General features: G+C 69.9%; 13 protein-coding genes. 7 read left to right on the plus strand and 6 right to left on the minus strand.

Annotated features, from left to right (window positions below; all coding sequences use genetic code 11):
- Positions 1-1,088 precede the first annotated feature (1,088 nt).
- The 7 genes from BN2279_RS11655 to BN2279_RS11685 all read left to right on the plus strand — a co-directional run bounded on the left by BN2279_RS11655 (position 1,089) and on the right by BN2279_RS11685 (position 9,723).
- A complete protein-coding gene (locus BN2279_RS11655; RefSeq protein ID WP_234347759.1) occupies positions 1,089-5,435 on the plus strand; it encodes an ATP-binding protein in 4,347 nt (1,448 codons plus the stop codon).
- A gap of 213 nt (positions 5,436-5,648) precedes the next feature.
- Positions 5,649-6,350, plus strand: a complete 702-nt coding sequence (locus BN2279_RS11660) for a Crp/Fnr family transcriptional regulator (RefSeq protein ID WP_059008626.1) — start codon at positions 5,649-5,651, stop codon at positions 6,348-6,350.
- Positions 6,351-6,463: 113 nt separating this feature from the next.
- Positions 6,464-7,255, plus strand: coding sequence for a hypothetical protein (locus tag BN2279_RS11665; RefSeq protein WP_059008627.1), 792 nt, complete (start codon positions 6,464-6,466; stop codon positions 7,253-7,255).
- The gene (locus BN2279_RS11670) at positions 7,252-7,539 is read left to right on the plus strand and encodes a hypothetical protein (protein WP_059008628.1); all 288 of its coding nucleotides are present in this window, start codon (positions 7,252-7,254) and stop codon (positions 7,537-7,539) included. Before BN2279_RS11665 ends, BN2279_RS11670 begins: the two co-directional genes overlap by 4 nt.
- A complete protein-coding gene (locus tag BN2279_RS11675; protein WP_159037193.1) occupies positions 7,539-8,294 on the plus strand; it encodes a hypothetical protein in 756 nt (251 codons plus the stop codon). Before BN2279_RS11670 ends, BN2279_RS11675 begins: the two co-directional genes overlap by 1 nt.
- Complete coding sequence (locus tag BN2279_RS11680) at positions 8,291-8,599, plus strand: helix-turn-helix domain-containing protein (RefSeq protein WP_059008630.1); 309 nt, start codon at positions 8,291-8,293, stop codon at positions 8,597-8,599. Before BN2279_RS11675 ends, BN2279_RS11680 begins: the two co-directional genes overlap by 4 nt.
- Complete coding sequence (locus BN2279_RS11685; protein WP_059008631.1) at positions 8,596-9,723, plus strand: hypothetical protein; 1,128 nt, start codon at positions 8,596-8,598, stop codon at positions 9,721-9,723. The genes BN2279_RS11680 and BN2279_RS11685 overlap by 4 nt, the downstream gene beginning before the upstream one ends.
- Before the next feature lie 1,018 nt (positions 9,724-10,741).
- Here BN2279_RS11685 and urtE read toward each other — a convergent pair.
- The 6 genes from urtE to BN2279_RS11715 form a co-directional block, all read right to left on the minus strand.
- Positions 10,742-11,434 (minus strand): urea ABC transporter ATP-binding subunit UrtE, encoded by a 693-nt coding sequence (gene urtE, locus BN2279_RS11690; protein WP_059008632.1) that lies wholly within the window; start codon positions 11,432-11,434, stop codon positions 10,742-10,744.
- Positions 11,434-12,207, minus strand: a complete 774-nt coding sequence (gene urtD, locus BN2279_RS11695; protein ID WP_059008633.1) for an urea ABC transporter ATP-binding protein UrtD — start codon at positions 12,205-12,207, stop codon at positions 11,434-11,436. The genes urtE and urtD overlap by 1 nt, the downstream gene beginning before the upstream one ends.
- Positions 12,204-13,286: an urea ABC transporter permease subunit UrtC gene (gene urtC / locus BN2279_RS11700; RefSeq protein ID WP_059008634.1), complete on the minus strand. Its 1,083-nt coding sequence runs from the start codon at positions 13,284-13,286 to the stop codon at positions 12,204-12,206. Before urtC ends, urtD begins: the two co-directional genes overlap by 4 nt.
- Positions 13,283-14,179 carry an urea ABC transporter permease subunit UrtB gene (urtB, locus tag BN2279_RS11705; protein WP_059008635.1) on the minus strand — a complete coding sequence of 299 codons (897 nt, stop codon included), beginning with the start codon at positions 14,177-14,179 and terminating at the stop codon, positions 13,283-13,285. Before urtB ends, urtC begins: the two co-directional genes overlap by 4 nt.
- The gene (urtA, locus tag BN2279_RS11710; RefSeq protein ID WP_104531013.1) at positions 14,176-15,444 is read right to left on the minus strand and encodes an urea ABC transporter substrate-binding protein; all 1,269 of its coding nucleotides are present in this window, start codon (positions 15,442-15,444) and stop codon (positions 14,176-14,178) included. Before urtA ends, urtB begins: the two co-directional genes overlap by 4 nt.
- A 162-nt stretch (positions 15,445-15,606) precedes the next feature.
- A complete protein-coding gene (locus BN2279_RS11715) occupies positions 15,607-16,725 on the minus strand; it encodes a substrate-binding domain-containing protein (protein ID WP_079032073.1) in 1,119 nt (372 codons plus the stop codon).
- Between the last annotated feature and the right edge of the window lie 130 nt (positions 16,726-16,855).

Here is a 16,855-nt window from a genome sequence, read left to right on the forward strand (position 1 = left end):
CCGTGCAGGAACTGGACTAGGCCGACTGCCGGCGGGCGGCGTCGGCCTGGAGATCGGCGTCGCCCGGGTGGGCGGGGCTATCTCGGGTCCGTAGGGGCCGTCAAGAGGGATCACGGTGTGGAAGTGGAGTGCGCGAGCCCTGCCGCTTCTTGGGCATAACGCTGACCTTGTCGAACAGCTCCCGGGTGAAGAGCGACTCGTGAGTAGGCATGGGTGACGGACCCAGTCCTTAGAGTCGTTGTGGCGGCCTCCCTTCTTGGTGGCTCGGCGGCTGCAGACCTGATAGCCGGCGTATTCGGGGCTGTAGAGGATCTCGCGGACGGTGGAGCCGCTCCTGCGCCCCAGCCCTACGTGTGCCCGGGTCGGCAGCGGCGGGGGATACAGCCGGGCCGGAGGCCGTGGCTCTCGGCGATGGCGTCTTAGCCCAGCCCGTCGATGCCACGCACTGGAAGATTCAAGTGACGGCAGGTGTGTGGGCCGGGGCGGCGAACAGGCTGTGCTTGTGCGGCCTTCGGCGTGGCGGGTCAGGACCGGGTGAGGAACCTTCGCGGCGAGGTAGCCGTACGGCGGCTTGCCGGGGTTCCAGCCCGGACGGGTGAGCTCGATAAGGCCGTCCCCAGACAGCTTCAGCATCTGCGGGACGTACCACTCGGAGACGGCCTGCTCAACTCGGCACGTCAGGACCGGGGGCGCGCTTGGCCCGGTGCCCGGTGACGATGGGGCCGTCGGCGGCGCACAGGGGCAGGTCAGCCTGTTCCAACTGATACTCGATTTTGGTGCCCGGGTGGATACGCCGGGCCACCACTCAATCGACTCGCGGATGACGGCGGAAGACTACGGGGCGGAGCCAGGAACAGGGGAGACGTACCGGGCCTTTGAAAGCTGCCACCGCGCAGTAAAACCTCGCGTAACCGGCCTCGGGCCCCCGGACATGTGCGGTAGCGTCCGCGCACGTACGCGGCCGACGAGGTCGTTCAGCAGACACTGGGGGCGCGATGGTACCGCGGCCGGGAGGCGAGGCGGACAAGTTCGGCAACCGCTACGAGGGAGCCTGGACAATCAGACATGCCCTGTACGTGCTCCTGGGCATGGGGACATCGATAACGCTGGAGCCGGGCGCTCCCCTGGGTGACGGCGTCGAGTTTGTCTACCGTCACAACGGCGGGACGGAAGTGCACCAGGTCAAGCGGCAGAACCGGAACGCGAACAGCTGGAACGTGGCCTCCCTCCGCGGCAAGGAGGTCTGGAAGAACCTGGGTTCCCACGTCAACGCGGGCCATGCGTTCCACTTCGTCTCCTTGGTCCCCGCCCGTACGCTCGACGAACTCGCCGACCGCGCCCGTCGCTCCAACGACTTCGCGTCCTTCGAAGCCGAGTGGTTGACCGATGAACTCCAGGGCTCTTTCGACGCCCTTGCCTCAGCCGACATCTACGGCTCTGCCGCGACGGCGTGGCGCATGCTGAGAGGGCTCTGGGTGGAGTGGCACAACGAACGAGACCTCGCAAACACCAACGCGGTCCTGGCGGAACAGGCCCTTGCCGGGGCCCCAGGCCGGCTTGCGGCTGCAGGACTCGGCGACCTCCTGATGGACAACCTGGGAACCACTCTCGACGCCTCGGCCATTACCGCCCGGCTGCCACAGTACGGGTTGCGGCGAGTCAGCCGGGTGGACGGTGACGTAGTAATCGACGCGGTGACCAAAATCACGAGTCGGTGGACAGCGAGTGTCGAACGTGATCTGCTCCGGCCCACGATCCCCCGGCAAGAGGCCGACCAGCTGGTGGAACAGGCCACGAGAGGCACCGAGCAACTCATCCTCCTGACGGGTGCTGCAGGCAGTGGAAAGAGCGCTGTGCTGCACCAAGCCTTCACCGCGCTCGATAGGCAAGCCATTCCGGTGCTCGCCTTCCGTCTCGACCGGCTGGAGGCCTCGGCCTCGACTCATCAGCTCGGGCAACGCATCGGCCTGACCATGTCGCCGGTCAGCGCCCTCGGAGCCGTGGCGGACGGGCGGCCTTGTGTGCTGCTCGTGGACCAGCTCGACGCAGTCAGCCTCGCGTCGGGACGCATTCCGGACACCTTCGACGCGGTGGGCGACCTGGTGGGCGAGGCGGTGGCAAACCCTGCCATGCGTGTCGTCCTCGTGTGCCGCGCATTCGACGTCCAGGCCGATCCCCGCATCCGTCAACTCGCCACATCGGAACGCTGCGCACGCGTCACGATAGGGCCACTCTCCGACACTCAGGTCGACACCGCGGTCATCAATATGGGCCTGGACGCCTCCCAGGTGGCCCCGCCGCAGCGGGCATTGCTGCGGTCACCGCTACATCTGGTCCTCTTGGCGCAGGTCGCCAGCCAGGAAAAGGCCCTCTCCTTCCGTACTACCAGGCAGCTTTTCGACATGTTCTGGGACACCAAGCGGAAGGGGTGCATGCGTCGCCAGCCCTCCGTGCGCTTTCACGAGGCGGTGTCGGCCATCGTGGCGGCCATGAGCGCTCGGCAGCGGCTGTCCGTACCGCACAGTGTGCTCGACCCGGACGACCTGGCAGCGACGGGGGATGTGCTGGTATCCGAGCACGTCTGCGTGCGCGACGGCCGGCAACTTGCTTTCTTCCACGAGAGTTTTTTCGATTACGCCTTCGCGCGCGACTGGCTCCGGCGCGACGAGAGCCTGGTCGCCTTCCTCACCGGTGGAGAGCAGGAGCTCTTTCGCCGTGGACAGGTGCGGCAGGTTCTCGATCACCTGCGCGATCTGGACCCGGAGCGGTTCGTTGAGGAGGTCGAGGCACTGCTGACCAGCCCTGGGATCCGCTACCACCTGAAGGACACGACCTTGGCCATGTTGCGCGGCCTGCAGGCCCCCACGGCTGCCGAGTGGGGCGCCGTCGCGCGCGTATTGGACACCCGTCCTCCCTTCCAGGACCGTCTCGTGAATGCGGTCAGCAACGCGGCATGGTTCCATCGCGCGGACGATGAGTCAGTGATCGAGAACTGGCTCACCAGCGCCGATGCGAGGGAACGCGACTGGGGAGAACGAATGATGGTCGCAGCCGCCAGCACCTGCCCCGACCGGGTGGCCCGCCTCCTGGAATCCCATGCGCTTGATTCCAGGTACGGTTCCTGGTTGGCCAGGGTCGTTCCCTTCGTCCGCCTCGCCGACAGTCGACAACTTTTTGACCTCCTCCTCGATAGCGTACGAGCTGGCCTCTTCACCGGCCGAGATCGCAGTCTCTGGATCTCGGTGGGCGACCTGGCAAGGGAAGAGCCCACCTGGGCGGTCGAGTTGCTCGGTGTGGTGCTGGCGGATCGCCCGGACTCCCTCCAACTCGATGATCAGGGCATGGTCGCCGTGCTGCGGACCCGAGAGCATTCAGCACTCCGTCTGGTGGCGGCCGCCGCGCTGGGCGCTCCCGAGCAGTTCTGTGTCCGGCTTCTGCCCGTGCTACTGGACGTCATGACCGCGACCGCCTGCCCGCCACGAGCCGGTTGGCCCGTCTTCGACAAGCACTTCGCGTTCCGCTATCCCGACGACGAACCCAGTGACTTGGGCGGCGCCTTGTTCGAGGGCGCGGCCAGTGCGCTGCGGATCGTGGCGCGCCGAGACATCGCCCAAGTGCGGGAACTTGTGGCAGGGCTCGTGAGCGTGCCGTATGAGGCGGCGCAGTGGCTCCTCTACCAAGCGCTGACCGAGGCGGGGCCTGCCCTTGCTCCTTGGTCCGCCGAGATTATTCTGCAGGGCGGACACCGTCTTCTGTCGGGCTATGGGGCCAATGTCGTGTGGGGCGCACGCGAGGTTCTCCGTGCCGTCGGTGGCGCCCTTCCTGACGACACCCTTGGTCGGCTGGAGAAAGCTCTCCTCCACCTGCGTATTCCCCCTGATGAAGAGCTTTCGCCCTGGCATGAGTTCACCCTTCTGACGGCACTCCCCGAAGGCCGGCTTTCCGAGCGTGCAGCGCGTCGGCTCGGAGAACTCCGTCGACGTCATGGCGACATGCAGGAGCCGGACGAGCCGCGGGGGATGACGAGTGGGGTCATCGGACCGCCCATCTCGTTGGAAGCGGCCCAACACATGAGTGACGACCAGTGGCTAAGCGCCATGAGAAAGCATAGCCAGGACCGCACCGACTGGGCGACCTTCACAGGCGGGGCCCGGGAGCTGTCTCACTTGCTGCGGAACATGACCGTGGCGGACCCCGGCAGGTTCGCGCGACTGGCCTTGCGGATGGACGCCGAGACGCACCCGGCCTACGGAGCCTCGCTACTCCTGGGTCTTGGTGACGCGGAGCCATACAGCGATCCGAACACCATTTTTGCGGCGGTTCGCCATTTCGCCGGCCAAGGCAGACCGGCGTATGACCGCTGGCTGGGGTGGGCGGTGGGGAAGTACCACCCCAGTGCGCCTCTCGATCTCGTGGAGACGCTCTTGAGCCGCGCTCTCGTCTCCGACGATGTCGGTGACGCGTTCAGTGAGAACAACGGAGACGTGGAGCGCGACCTGCTCACGGCAGGGATCAACAGCGTGCGGGGCAGCGCAGCCTTGAGCCTGGGTAACCTGCTCATCCACGACGCAGACGGGTCACGGGCTGCCGTGGTCGTACCTCAACTGAGCCGACTGGCCGCCGATCCCTCCCTCTCCGTCCGGACGTGCGTGGCCCATGTGTTGCATGCCGCGATACGCCACGACCGCCCTGCGGTGGCCGACGCCTTCACGGTGCTCACGGAGGCACCCGACCAGCTTCTGGCCTCACCGTATGTGACCCGCTTGGTCGTGGCTCTGTGCCATGGAGACCCGGTGGCGGGCAGACCGGTGATGGAACGGATGCTGTGCTCCCCGCTGGCAACGGTTCGCCGGAGCGGTGGGCAGGTGGCCGCACTGGCAGCGATGGAATGGGAGATAACAGATCCGCTGGCGAAGGTGCTTGCCGGGGACGACCAAGCACAGAGACGAGGAGCCGCAGACGTGTGCGCTCAGCGCCTCGTGAACACCGGCGATGCGGCCTTGGCTCACCACGCCCTCGTCCGGTTCTTCCACGACCCAGAGAGGGACGTGCGGGAAGCCGCTGCCGCGGTCGCCGCCGCGTTGAGGGACCAGCGTCTGGGGCCCTTCCGCCGGACAGTGACCGCGCTGATCGACTCTCGTGCCTTCCTATCCGCCCTTCCCCAGTTGCTGATCACTCTGGAGCACGCGCCTGACCGGGTCGACGACCTGGTGCTGACGTGTGTGAAGCGATTCCTCACGGCGCTCGGTCCTTCCTCCGCCGACCTGGCGAGCGGTGCGGCGGCCGCCCACCACATCGGTAAGTTGCTGGTCCGCGCTCATGCCCAGGCCGCCTCGGCCGCGCGCCGGTCCGAGATCCTCGACCTGCTGGACCAGCTGCTGCTCCTGGGGGCCTACGGTGTGGCCGAGGCGATCAGCACCGTCGACCGAGGCTGAGAGAGGACTGGCCATCCCGGCGCTGTCCTGCCCCAGTCGTCGCAGGACCATGGGGCGGCCGACGTCCGTGCAGCAGATATCAGCCGCGTCTCTTCGCAAGTGGAAGGTGAGTGCTCCGGCTATGCGCCGCCGTGCGCCCCGGAGTGCGTTGCTCGCACCGGCGGATCGGCGGAAAGGCACACGGCCGCGTTGGGGAAGTGCTCTGCTGAGCACATGATTCACGGCTCGAACACGGATGATTGCGCGCCGTTCCTCGACACCCTGTCGGGTGGGGAGCGCGCGGCCTTCGCACAGCTGGGCAGCCGACGCCACTATGCCGTGGGGGACGTACTGATCAATGAGGGTGACCATGCGCAGGAGCTGGTTGTGCTCCACCAAGGGCTGGTGAAGGTGACCGCCCGGCTGGACGGCGACCGGGTGTCGCTCATGGACATCAGGATCACCGGGGATGTTGTGGGCGAGGTGGCGGCCATGGACCTTGGGCCTAGGTCGGCCACGGTCACTGCCTGTGGCGACGTAGTCGCCACCGTCGTCCCGAGGCACGAACTCTGGCCTTTCCTTCTCGCCAACCCCGAGGTGTCACTGGCCCTCAACCGGGTGCTCTGTGGCCGCCTGCGTCGGTCCGACCGCTGGCGGCTGGAGTTCGGCGGATACCCGGTCCTGGTCCGACTGGCCCGCGTACTCGTCCAACTGGCGATGTCGTATGGGCGGCACGAACGGAACGCGGTACGCATCGACGTGAACCTGTCCCAGTCCGAGTTCGCCGCCCTCACCGGGTCCACCAGGCACACCGTGCACAAGGCGCTCGCCCAGCTGCGAATGGACAAGATCATCAGCACCGGCCTCCGGCAGACCTACGTACGGGACCTGGCCCGCCTGCGGAAGGTCGCCCGGCTGAGTGTGCCGACCACCTAAAGGCGGCGGCCACAGAATCGCATTAATACGGCTTTCTCGACGGCCCGGTTCCTTCCCCCGCACAGTCTGGGTGTGCACCACACCCAACGACCTTTGGAAGGTGGCCAGTTGTCGTGACCAAGCCCTCCTCCCCCTGGCCGCAGGACGCCATCCCGCACCGCCGACTGTGCCTGGCGGCGGACATGGAGCAGTACAGCCGCCTCGACACCCGGACCCAGTCGGCCGTCCAGTCCGACCTGGTCCGGCTGCTGGACGAGGCGGCGACGCTGACCGGTCTGGACCGGGCCACCTGGGCTCGTCAGCCGCAAGGCGATCAGGAGTTCGCCGTTCTCCCCGAGGCCACACCGGAAGCCGCCGTGCTGGGGCCCTTCATGCACCACCTGACGGCCCGCCTCGGCGTCCTCAACGCCCGACTGGCTGCCCCGCGTGTCAGGCTGCGGCTGGCCGTCGACACCGGTGTCGTCGCGGCCGCCGCTCTCGGCCACGCCGGGCCCACACCGGTCGCCGTGGCGCGCTATGTGAACGCGCCCCAACTAAGGGCCGTACTGGCCTCCCTCACCTCGGCGGATCTCGCCGTCATCGTGTCGGACCGGCTGTACCAGGATGTCGTGCGGTTCGGGCACCCCGACCTCCACCCGGCCCAGTATGTCCGGGCCCACGTGCGGGTGAAGGAGTTCGGTGGTTACGGCTGGATCCGGGTGCCGGGCCACGGGCCGGACGAGGTGCGGCCGTCCGTGGAGAGTGTGAGCGGACCCCTGCCGTCGCCGGACGGAGTCGCCCTGAGCCGGACGACGCCCTCCCAATACGTCCACCAGGGTGTCGCCGTTGGCGGTGATGTGAGCGGCGGCCTCACCGTCGGCCTACCCATGGACCCTCCGCCAGCGGGCCCCGGGCACGCCTTGTGACGGCCCCGTACAAGGCTTCGCTCCGGCTCGAAGGGGACGGCATCCAGTGGGCGGACTACGGGGTGAACGTCGGCCACGACCTGTACGGCGACATTCACATCCACCCGCCCACCCCGCCTGACGGGCTGTCGCGGCCCCGGCGCGAGACGGCGAGCCCGGTCTCGGAGACGCGTCAGGCGGCTGCGCTTTCGGCTCTGTTCGCCCTTCTGAGTGCCTGCGAGCAGGCTGCCGCAGCGCTATCGGTCTTCAACCGGCCCGATGAGGCCGGAAAGGAGGAGGAGTGATGACATCGACTGCCCCTAAGGGCGTATTCGCCGTGATCGACAGGAGGCTTTCTGGAGCGCTCGACGGTATGCGGCTGCCCCTCTCGTTCAGCATCGGCCAGCACACGGTGAGGCTGTCTCCGGACGAGAGCAGGAAGGCAATGTATGGGCCGCAACGCGATGAGGCTCTGCGAACGGCGATCTGGCGACAGGCGGTTACGGAGGCCCGGCGGGAGCCCGAGGACAGCGACGGCACGGGGCGGTTGCTCGTCGTCTGGTTGGCGCTACCCGGGTTGTACCGGAACCTGCACCGAATCATGTGCCGGTTGAGGGTCGAGCGGGCCGACCTTGAGGCAGAGGCCGTCCTGGCCCTACTCGCGGCCCTCGACACGGCAGATCCGGACAGTCCGGACACAGGCGGCCGCTTGATCAAGGAGGCGGTGAACGGGATGTGGGCCTATGCGAACCGCGTCAGGCAGGAGGTTCCCGTCGCGGACATCGCCGCCATCGCCGAAGCCCGCAACGCCACGGCTCCGCCGGAGGAACAACCACGGCCGGCCGACGGGTGGGAACTCCACCTCACGCCCCCGCCCCGCAGCGACGGGCTGGCCGCGACGCTCCGTTTCGCCGAGTCGCGCGCCCGGCGGGAAGGGGAACGTCTCGGAGCGCTCGCGCACCGCGCGGGCTTGCCCGACCTGGCGTTCCGAGCCCGCCGTCACGAGGATGCAGACCTCATCGGCACGCTGGTGCTCCGCCCCTTGGGAGCCCGGCGGTGAGCGCGCGGTCTGGCCCGGCCCTGGGTTTCGCAGAGGCCTTCGACCTGCCCTTGAGCGTCGACCTGCGCACGGCTGCCCGCGCCTTCGGAGTTTGCCCCGGTACGGCGTACAAGCTGATCCGCCTCGGCACCTTCCCTTGTCCCGTGCTGCGCGTCGGCCGACGTTACCGCATCCCGACGGCGTACCTGTTGCGTTCCCTCGGCATCGAGGAGCGACCGGTGTACGCCGCCGACCTGGAAGCTGGCGCCGCGCACGCCGCCCGGCTCGACGACACCCACGCTCATGGAACGGAGGACCCCGCATGATCGCGTCACTGGCTCTGGGGCAGAAGGCCGACCGGCCCCGCACGTGTTTTGTCATCGGCCCCATCGGCGACCCGTACGCCGCGCACGGCAGCTCCGAGCGTGAGGCGTACGAGCACCACCTCGGGATCTTCGAACAGGTGATCGCTCCTGCCTGCAAGAGGTACGGAATCACCGCCGTGCGCGGCGACGGCATCCCGCACGCCGGTGACATCAACGAGCAGATCTGCCGGCATGTCATCGAGTGCGACCTGGTCATTGCGGATGTCAGCGGCGGCAATCCCAACGTGATGTACGAGCTGGGGCTGCGTCATATCACCGGCAAGCCGACGATCCACATCGGGGAGGCTGGGCTGCTGCCCTTCGACATCGCATCGATCAGGACGATCCGGTATCAACGGGCGCGTAGTCACCTGACCGGCGCGCGCAAGGAGATCGAGAGCGCGCTGGAAGTCGGGCTCCGGGACGGCTTCGAACTCCTCACCCCAGCGCGGGTGCTGCGTGGACTCCAGACCATCGAGGGACCGTCGTCCGCTGCGGAGAGCGGGGACACGGAGGACGAGGACTCGCCCGGCTTGCTCGACGACTTCGTCGCGATCGAAGTCGGGCTGGATGAGATGACCGCGGACATGGAGGCGATCACCAAGACCATCGAGACAATCGGAGCGCTGACCGAACAGACCAATATCGAGATGCTCGATCTGACCCAGGCGAATGCACCCGCGAGCGCACGGCTCGCGGCGGTGGCCCGGTATGCGCAGTCGATCGGCGCGCCGGCCGGGGAACTGAACGCTGTCGCCGGGGATTTCGCAGAACGGATGGCGACCCTGGACAGCGGGGTGAGGGCCGCGCTGGGTCTCATTGAGGTCACTCCGCTCGACGAGCGTGGCGAGGAAGCGGAGGAGTTCCTGGGGCAGCTCATGGCATTGGCTGAGTCTGCTCAGGAGGGCATGGCACAGCTCGGGTCCTTTGGCACGTCCGCGGGCGGCATGGTCGTTGTGAGCCGACACCTCCGCAAGCCAGTGAAGGACATCTCCGCCGCGGTGAAGCAGATGACCTCGGCCATCACATGCATGGGGGAGTGGGCAGGCAAGGCCCGCGCTCTGGCGCACAGCACCACCGAGTGACACTGCCGTGGCGGGGGGGCGGGGGCGGGGGGGCCGCCCCCCCCCCCCCCCCCCCCCAGCCCCCCCCCGCCCCCCCCCCCCCCCCCCCCCCCCCCCCCCCCCCCCCCCCCCCCCCCCCCCCCCCCCCCCCCCCCCCCCCCCCCCCCCCCCCCCCACCCCCCCCCCCCCCCCCCCCCCCCCCCCCCCCCCCCCCCCCCCCCCCCCCCCCCCCCCCCCCCCCCCCCCCCCCCCCCCCCCCCCCCCCCCCCCCCCCCCCCCCCCCCCCCCCCCCCCCCCCCCCCCTGGCCCCCCCCCGCCCCCCCCCCCCTCTGTCTTTTACACACATCGAGTGGTGAAAAGGAGAGGGCGGGGGGCCGCCTGGGGGCCAAACGCGATGCCCAAGGCGGCGCGGGGGGCGCCCTCCAACTCNGTGAGGGCCGCGCTGGGTCTCATTGAGGTCACTCCGCTCGACGAGCGTGGCGAGGAAGCGGAGGAGTTCCTGGGGCAGCTCAGGGCATGGGCTGAGTCTGCTCAGGAGGGCATGGCACAGCTCGGGTCCTTTGGCACGTCCGCGGGCGGCATGGTCGTTGTGAGCCGACACCTCCGCAAGCCAGTGAAGGACATCTCCGCCACGGCCATGCGAGGAGTGGAGACACGCATTACAGCCCGGCCAGCTCCTCATCCGGCACCTACCGCAACGCCAGCACCCCACCCCAGCCACAGCAAGCTCGCCGTGCCGATGCACGCATCTACAGCGCCCGCCGTATCCGTCGGAAGGTGGGACACGCTGAAATCCGGACTCGGACCGGCCGACCGGCACATGGGCGACTGGGATCCGCAGGAAGTCCGCCCGCAGACCACACACGCCAGGCCATCGGCCTGTAAGGGCACAGACCCTTGATGGTCTCCCCGGGATTCATCGAGCCTCACCTCCCTGGCAGCGGCGCGGGCGCTTCCGCTCAATCGCCATCGTCGCGGAGACGACCAGCTCACGAGCGGTGCGGCTACTTGTAGATACTGTTCGAGCCGCGCCGGGGGCTCACACGCTGAGCGCCCGGCGGACGGCCTGCTCCGCGTCCGCGTCGCCCGCGCCGGAGGAGGTGACGCGGCCCGCCTCCAGCACGTAGTACCGCCCGGCCGCGCGGAGGGCGAAGCCGACGTGCTGTTCCACCAGCAGCACCGACAGGCCGCCGCGCCCGCTCAGCTCCAGGACGGTCCGCTGGATCTCCGCCACGACCGAGGGCTGGATGCCCTCGGTCGGCTCGTCCAGCAGCAGCAGCCTGGGCCGGGTGATCAAGGCGCGGGCGAGGGCCAGTTGCTGCCGCTGACCGCCGGAGAGCAGCCCGGCGCGCCGCCCGGCGGCCCCGCGCAGCGCGGGGAAGAGGTCGAGGGCCTCCGCGAGCGCCGCGTGGCCGTCCTTGCGGCCGTCGGCGACGAGCCGCAGGTTCTCCATCGCGGTCAACTGCGGGAAGCTCTGCTGCCCCTGCGGCACGTAGGCCATCCCGCGCCGGACCCGCCGGTGGGCGGGCAGCCGCGTGATGTCCTCGCCGTCGAGGAGGACCCGCCCCTCGCGGGGGCGGAGCAGCCCCAGGGCCGTCCGCAGCAGGGTGGACTTGCCCGCGCCGTTGTGGCCGAGGACGGCCGACACCCCGTCCTCGGGCACCGACAGCGACACGCCGTGCAGCACGTCGCCGCGGCCGTAGCCCGCCACCACACCGGTGATCTCCAGCATCACGCCTCCTCTCCCACCGCGTGGCCGAGGTAGACCTCCTGCACCCGCGGGTCCGCCCGCACCTCGGCGACGGTGCCCTCGCTGAGCACCCGGCCGGCGTGCAGCACGGTGACGCTGGTGGCGAAGGACCGCATGAAGTCCATGTCGTGCTCGATGACGACGACGGTGCGGTCCTCCCCCACCGTGCGCAGCAACTGCCCGGTCGCCTCGCGTTCCTCATGGCTCATGCCCGCCACCGGCTCGTCCAGCAGCAGCAGCCGCACGTTCTGCACGAGCAGCATGCCGATCTCCAGCCACTGCTTCTGGCCGTGCGCGAGGCTGCCCGCGGCGCGGTCGCGGTGGGCGGTGAGCTTGATGGTCTCCAGGGCCTGTTCGACCTCTTCCGGCACGCCGCGGCGCTGCCGCAGCAGGGTGTGCGGGCGGCGCCGCGAGCCCGCGGCGATGTCCAGGTTCTGGAGGACGGACAGGTTCTCGAAGACGGTCGCGGTCTGGAACGTGCGGCCGATGCCGAGCCGGACGATGCGGTGCACCGGGCGGCCCAGCAGTTCACGGCCGCCGAACCGGACCGAGCCGGTCGCCGGGGCCAGCCCGCTGACGGCGTCCACCAGGGTCGTCTTGCCCGCGCCGTTGGGCCCGATGAGGAACCGCAGATCGCCCGGGCCGACCCGCAGGCCCACCCCGTCGACGGCGGCGAAGCCGTCGAACGTCACCCGCAGGTCCTCGATCTCCAGGCCCGCCAGGGGCTGTTCGGTTCTCCCCGTCACGGGTGTCATGCCGCGGCCACCACCCTTCCGGTTTCCCCGGCGCGCGACCGGCGCCGACGCGTGGCGAGGTGCCACAGCGAGGCCAGGCCGCCGGGCAGGAAGGCGACCACGACGACGAACAGGCCGCCCTGGAAGTACGTCCAGCCGGCGGGGAATTCCTCCGAGAGCGTGGTCTGCGCCCAGGCCACCGCGACGGCGCCGAGCACCGCGCCCGCCACGCTGGCCCGGCCGCCGATGGCCGCCCCGATGACGAACTGGATGGACGGCACGATCCCGACCAGCGCGGGCGAGATGATGCCGACGGCCGGCACGAACAGCGCCCCGGCCAGGCCCGCCATCCCGGCCGAGAGGGTGTAGGCGCCGAGCTTGACGAGCGCCGGGTCGTAGCCGAGGAAACGGACCCGCTCCTCGGAGTCCCGTACGGCGACGAGCAGTTCACCGTAGCGGCTGAGGAAGAGCTGCCGGGTCAACAGCATCAGCGCCAGCAGGGTCCCGGCGATGATGAAGTACACCATGCGCCGGTTGACGGGGTCGTGGAGCGAGAACCCGAAGAACCCCCCGAAGTTGGTCAGGCCGTTGGTGCCGCCGGTGGTGGCCTGCTGGCCGATCAGCAGGATCGCGAAGGCCGCGGCGAGGGCCTGGCTGAGGATCGCGAAGTACGCGCCGCGCACCCGGCGCCGGAACACCGCGTACCCGATGGCGGCGGCCAGGGCCATCGGCAGCAGCACCACGGCGGCCAGCGCGACCGCCGGTGAGCGGAACGGCTCCCACCACCACGGGAGTTCGTCGGTCGAGCCGTACAGCAGCATGAAGTCGGGCAGGTTGCCCGCTCCCGCGTCGGCGAGCTTCATGTGCATCGCCATGGCGTAGCCGCCGAGCCCGAAGAACAGGCCCTGGCCCAGCACCAGCATGCCGCCGCGTCCCCAGGCCAGCGAGATGCCGACGGCGACGATGGCGAAGCACAGGTAGCGGGCGAGCTGTTCGAGCCGGAAGTCGCTCATGGCGGCGGGCGCGACGGCGAACAGCAGGGGCGCGGCCAGGGCGTAACCGGCCAGTGTGGTCCGCCGCTTGAGGAGGTATGCCGTCATGCCAGGCTCCTGGTGCGCACGGTGTGGATGCCTTGGGGACGCCATTGCAGGAAGGCGACGATCGCGACCAGCACGACGACCCGGGCGACGCTGACGGTGGTGGAGTACTCCAGCACCGACTGGAGGACGCCGAGCGCGAACGCGGCGATGACCGCGCCCTTCAACTGGCCGATGCCGCCGACGACGACCACGAGGAACGCGTCGATGATGACGTTGGTGCCCATGGTCGGCCCGATGGGCCCGACCAGGGTGAGGGCGACACCGGCCAGGCCCGCCAGGCCCGAGCCGATGAGGAAGGTGACCCGGTCCACGCGGGCGGTGGGGATGCCGGACGCCTCGGCCAGGTCGCGGTGCTGGACCACGGCCCGGATGCGGCGGCCCAGCGGGGTCAGCCGCAGGGTGAGGGTCAGGGCGACGACGGCGGCGAGCGCCAGGCCGAGGATGAACAGCCGGGCGTGCGCCAGCGTCAGCGGGTCGTCGCCGCCGATGAGGGTGACGCGCCCGGAGAGCCAGTCGGGCGCCTCGGTGTGGACGTTGGGCGCGCCGAACAGGTCCCGCGCGAGCTGCTGGAGCATCAGCGAGACGCCCCAGGTGACCAGGAGGGTGTCCAGCGGCCTGGTGTAGAGCCGGCGGATGAGGAGCCATTCGAGCAGCACCCCCATCGCGCCGGCCACCGCGAACGCCACGGGCAGGGCGACGAGCAGGGAGAACCCGGCGGAGTGGATCGGGCCCTGGAGCATGTAGACGGTGTAGGCGCCGGCCATGATGAACTCGCCGTGGGCCATGTTGATCACGCCCATCTGCCCGAAGGTGAGGGACAGGCCCAGGGCGATCAGCAGCAGCACGGCGCCGATGCTGACGCCCGTGAACGCCTGGGTGAGGATGACGGTCATTCGTTCTCCGCCGCCGCCGCCTCGGCCAGGCCCTCGGCCCAGTCGTACTCGCGCAGGAACGGGTCGGGCCGGATCGGTCCCTCGGAACTCCACACCTCGGTGATCAGGCCGTCGGCGCCGATGCGGCCGATGCGGCTGGTCTTGTAGAGGTGCTGGGTCTCGCCGTCCACGGTGACCTCCCCCTCGGGAGCGTCGAAGGTGATGCCGTCGGCGGCGGCGCGGACGTCCTCGACCTCGAACGAACCGGCCGCCTCGACCATCGCGGCCCACAGGTGGACCGAGGTGTAGGCCGCCTCCATCGGATCGGAGGTCGGCTTGTCGGCGCCGTACCGCTCCTGGTAGGCGGCGACGAAGCGGTCGTTGGCCTCGCCCTCGGTGGTCTGGTAGTAGTTCCAGGACGTGAGCTGGCCCTCCAGGGTCTCCGCGCCGATGCCGCGGACCTCCTCCTCCGCGATGGACACGGACATGACGGGCATGGACTCGGCGGTCAGCCCGGACGCCTCGTACTCGCGGAAGAAGGAGACGTTGCTGTCGCCGTTGAGGGTGTTGAAGACCGCGTCGGCGCCGGACGCCTCGACCTTGTTGGCGATGGTGGAGAACTCGGTGGAGCCCAGCGGCGCGTAGTCCTCGCCGACGATCTCGATGCCGTACTCCTCCGCGTACGCGTTGATGACGCGGTTGGCGGTGCGCGGGAAGACGTAGTCGCTGCCGACCAGATAGAGCGACTCGACGCCCTCCTCCCGCAGGTAGTCCAGGGCGGGGATGATCTGCTGGTTGGTGGTGGCGCCGGTGTAGAAGATGTTGGGCGACTGCTCCAGCCCCTCGTACTGCACGGGGTAGAACAGCAGCGAGCCGTTCTGCTCGAAGACGGGGAGAACGGCCTTGCGGCTGGCGGACGTCCAGCAGCCGAACACGGCGGCCACGTGGTCCTGCTGGATCAGCTTCTCCGACTTCTCCGCGAAGGTGGGCCAGTCGGAGGCGCCGTCCTCGCTGATCGGCTCGATCTGCTTGCCGAGGACCCCGCCCGCGGCGTTGATCTCGTCGATCGCCAGCAACAGGGCGTCGCGTACGGTGACTTCGCTGATGGCCATGGTGCCGGACAGCGAGTTGAGCAGGCCGACCTTGATGGTGTCGCCCGATGTGTCGATCTCCGCGGCGCTGCCCGACGATTCCTCGTCGGTCCTGGCGCCGCAGGCCGACAGCGCGACCGCGGTGGCGAACGCGAGCGCGATCGCGGTGTATCGGGTTCCCCGGGCTCTGGGCATGACCATCCTCCTGATCCCCGTGTCGGACGCGGGGAGTTGTGAGAGGGGGCGGGTAACGCCGGGCCACGCCGCCCGGCGCGGGCATGCCACAGCCTCGGAGCGAGCTGTTTCCCCGGCATTGCCCGACCGTTAACACTTCCGCCCGGAAGCATCACGGGGACGTCACACCCGGCTGCTCCAGGCGTCCAGATCGGCGGTGACCGCGAAGTCGAGGCCGTCCGCCTCGGCCAGGTAGATGCGTTGCCGCACATGACGGCCCCTCAGCCGCAGCAGCCCCCGGGCCCCTTCGTAACTGACCTCCCCGGCCGTGCCCTCGATCGCGGCGACGTCCCAGGAGCGGGCCCGGGTGACCAGCGCGGCCAGCAGCAGCACGCCCTCGTAACAGGACTCCCCCAGGGCGCTGGGCGCCGGGGAGCCGGGGCCGAAACGGGCTCCGTAGCGGCCGTGGAAGTCGAGGGTGTCGGCGGTGGCGAGGGAGCCGAAGAACCCGGCCGTCGCGCTCAGTCCGCGGGTGGCGTCGGCACCGCTGGCGACCAGCATGTTCTCGTCCATGAGGGTGCTCAGGCGCAGGCAGCGCTGGTCCAGCCGGGAGGCGGCGAAGGCCCGGTTGAACCGCACCGCGTCACTGCCCACCAGCAGCATCAGGACGGCGTCCGCGTCGGCGTGCTCGACGCGGCGGAGCGCGGCGGGGAAGTCGTGGGTGCCCAGCGGCAGATAGCTCTCGCCGCAGATCCGGCCGCCGCTCTCGCGGGCGTAGGCGTGGGCGGCCCTGGCGGTACGGCGCGGCCAGACGTAGTCGTTGCCGATCACGTACCAGCGGCGCACCCGCCGTTCGGCGGCCAGCAGCCGCATGGCGGGCCGCAGTTGGCCGTCGGGGGTCTCGCTGGTCAGGTAGACGCCCTGGGAGTTCTCGCCGCCCTCGTACAGCGCCGTATACACGTAGGGCACCCGGTGGGCTATGCGCGGCGCGAGGGCCTGCCGGACCGAGGAGATGTGCCAGCCGGTGACGCCCCGCACGATCCCGGCCGCGACCAGCGCCTCGACCTCGTCGGCGACCTGCCCCGGCGGGGCGCCCCCGTCCACCATGACCAGCCGCACCTCGCGGCCGAGGACGCCGCCGGCCGCGTTGACCTCGTCGGCGGCGAGCCGCGCGCACAACTCGCAGGCCGGGCCGAAGATTCCGGCCGGGCCCTGCCGGGGCACCACCAGGGCGACGCCGAACGTGCCGGGCTCGGCCGCCAGCGGCCCCCGGCGTCCGGCGTCGTGGTGGTCCCCGCACATCACCGGCCCATCATGGCGCGTGTGTGCGAATGCCGTGCGGAATAGCCGGGGAACGAGACAAACGCCTGCGGACCGCCCTTCCCGCCCGCCGCGTTCCCCCCGCTCGCGCCCGCGTGGCGCCCGTACGATG

Source organism: Streptomyces specialis, from assembly GCF_001493375.1.
Lineage (GTDB): Bacteria > Actinomycetota > Actinomycetes > Streptomycetales > Streptomycetaceae > Streptomyces > Streptomyces specialis.

Bases quoted from the DNA above. Each gene is read 5' to 3' on its own strand.
- BN2279_RS11655 (WP_234347759.1), top strand. From the start codon at position 1,089: ATGGGGACATCGATAACGCTGGAGCCGGGCGCTCCCCTGGGTGACGGC.
- BN2279_RS11660 (WP_059008626.1), top strand. From the start codon at position 5,649: ATGATTCACGGCTCGAACACGGATGATTGCGCGCCGTTCCTCGACACC.
- BN2279_RS11675 (WP_159037193.1), top strand. From the start codon at position 7,539: ATGACATCGACTGCCCCTAAGGGCGTATTCGCCGTGATCGACAGGAGG.
- BN2279_RS11685 (WP_059008631.1), top strand. From the start codon at position 8,596: ATGATCGCGTCACTGGCTCTGGGGCAGAAGGCCGACCGGCCCCGCACG.
- urtE (WP_059008632.1), bottom strand. From the start codon at position 11,434: ATGCTGGAGATCACCGGTGTGGTGGCGGGCTACGGCCGCGGCGACGTG.
- urtD (WP_059008633.1), bottom strand. From the start codon at position 12,207: ATGACACCCGTGACGGGGAGAACCGAACAGCCCCTGGCGGGCCTGGAG.
- urtC (WP_059008634.1), bottom strand. From the start codon at position 13,286: ATGACGGCATACCTCCTCAAGCGGCGGACCACACTGGCCGGTTACGCC.
- urtB (WP_059008635.1), bottom strand. From the start codon at position 14,179: ATGACCGTCATCCTCACCCAGGCGTTCACGGGCGTCAGCATCGGCGCC.
- urtA (WP_104531013.1), bottom strand. From the start codon at position 15,444: ATGCCCAGAGCCCGGGGAACCCGATACACCGCGATCGCGCTCGCGTTC.
- BN2279_RS11715 (WP_079032073.1), bottom strand. From the start codon at position 16,725: ATGTGCGGGGACCACCACGACGCCGGACGCCGGGGGCCGCTGGCGGCC.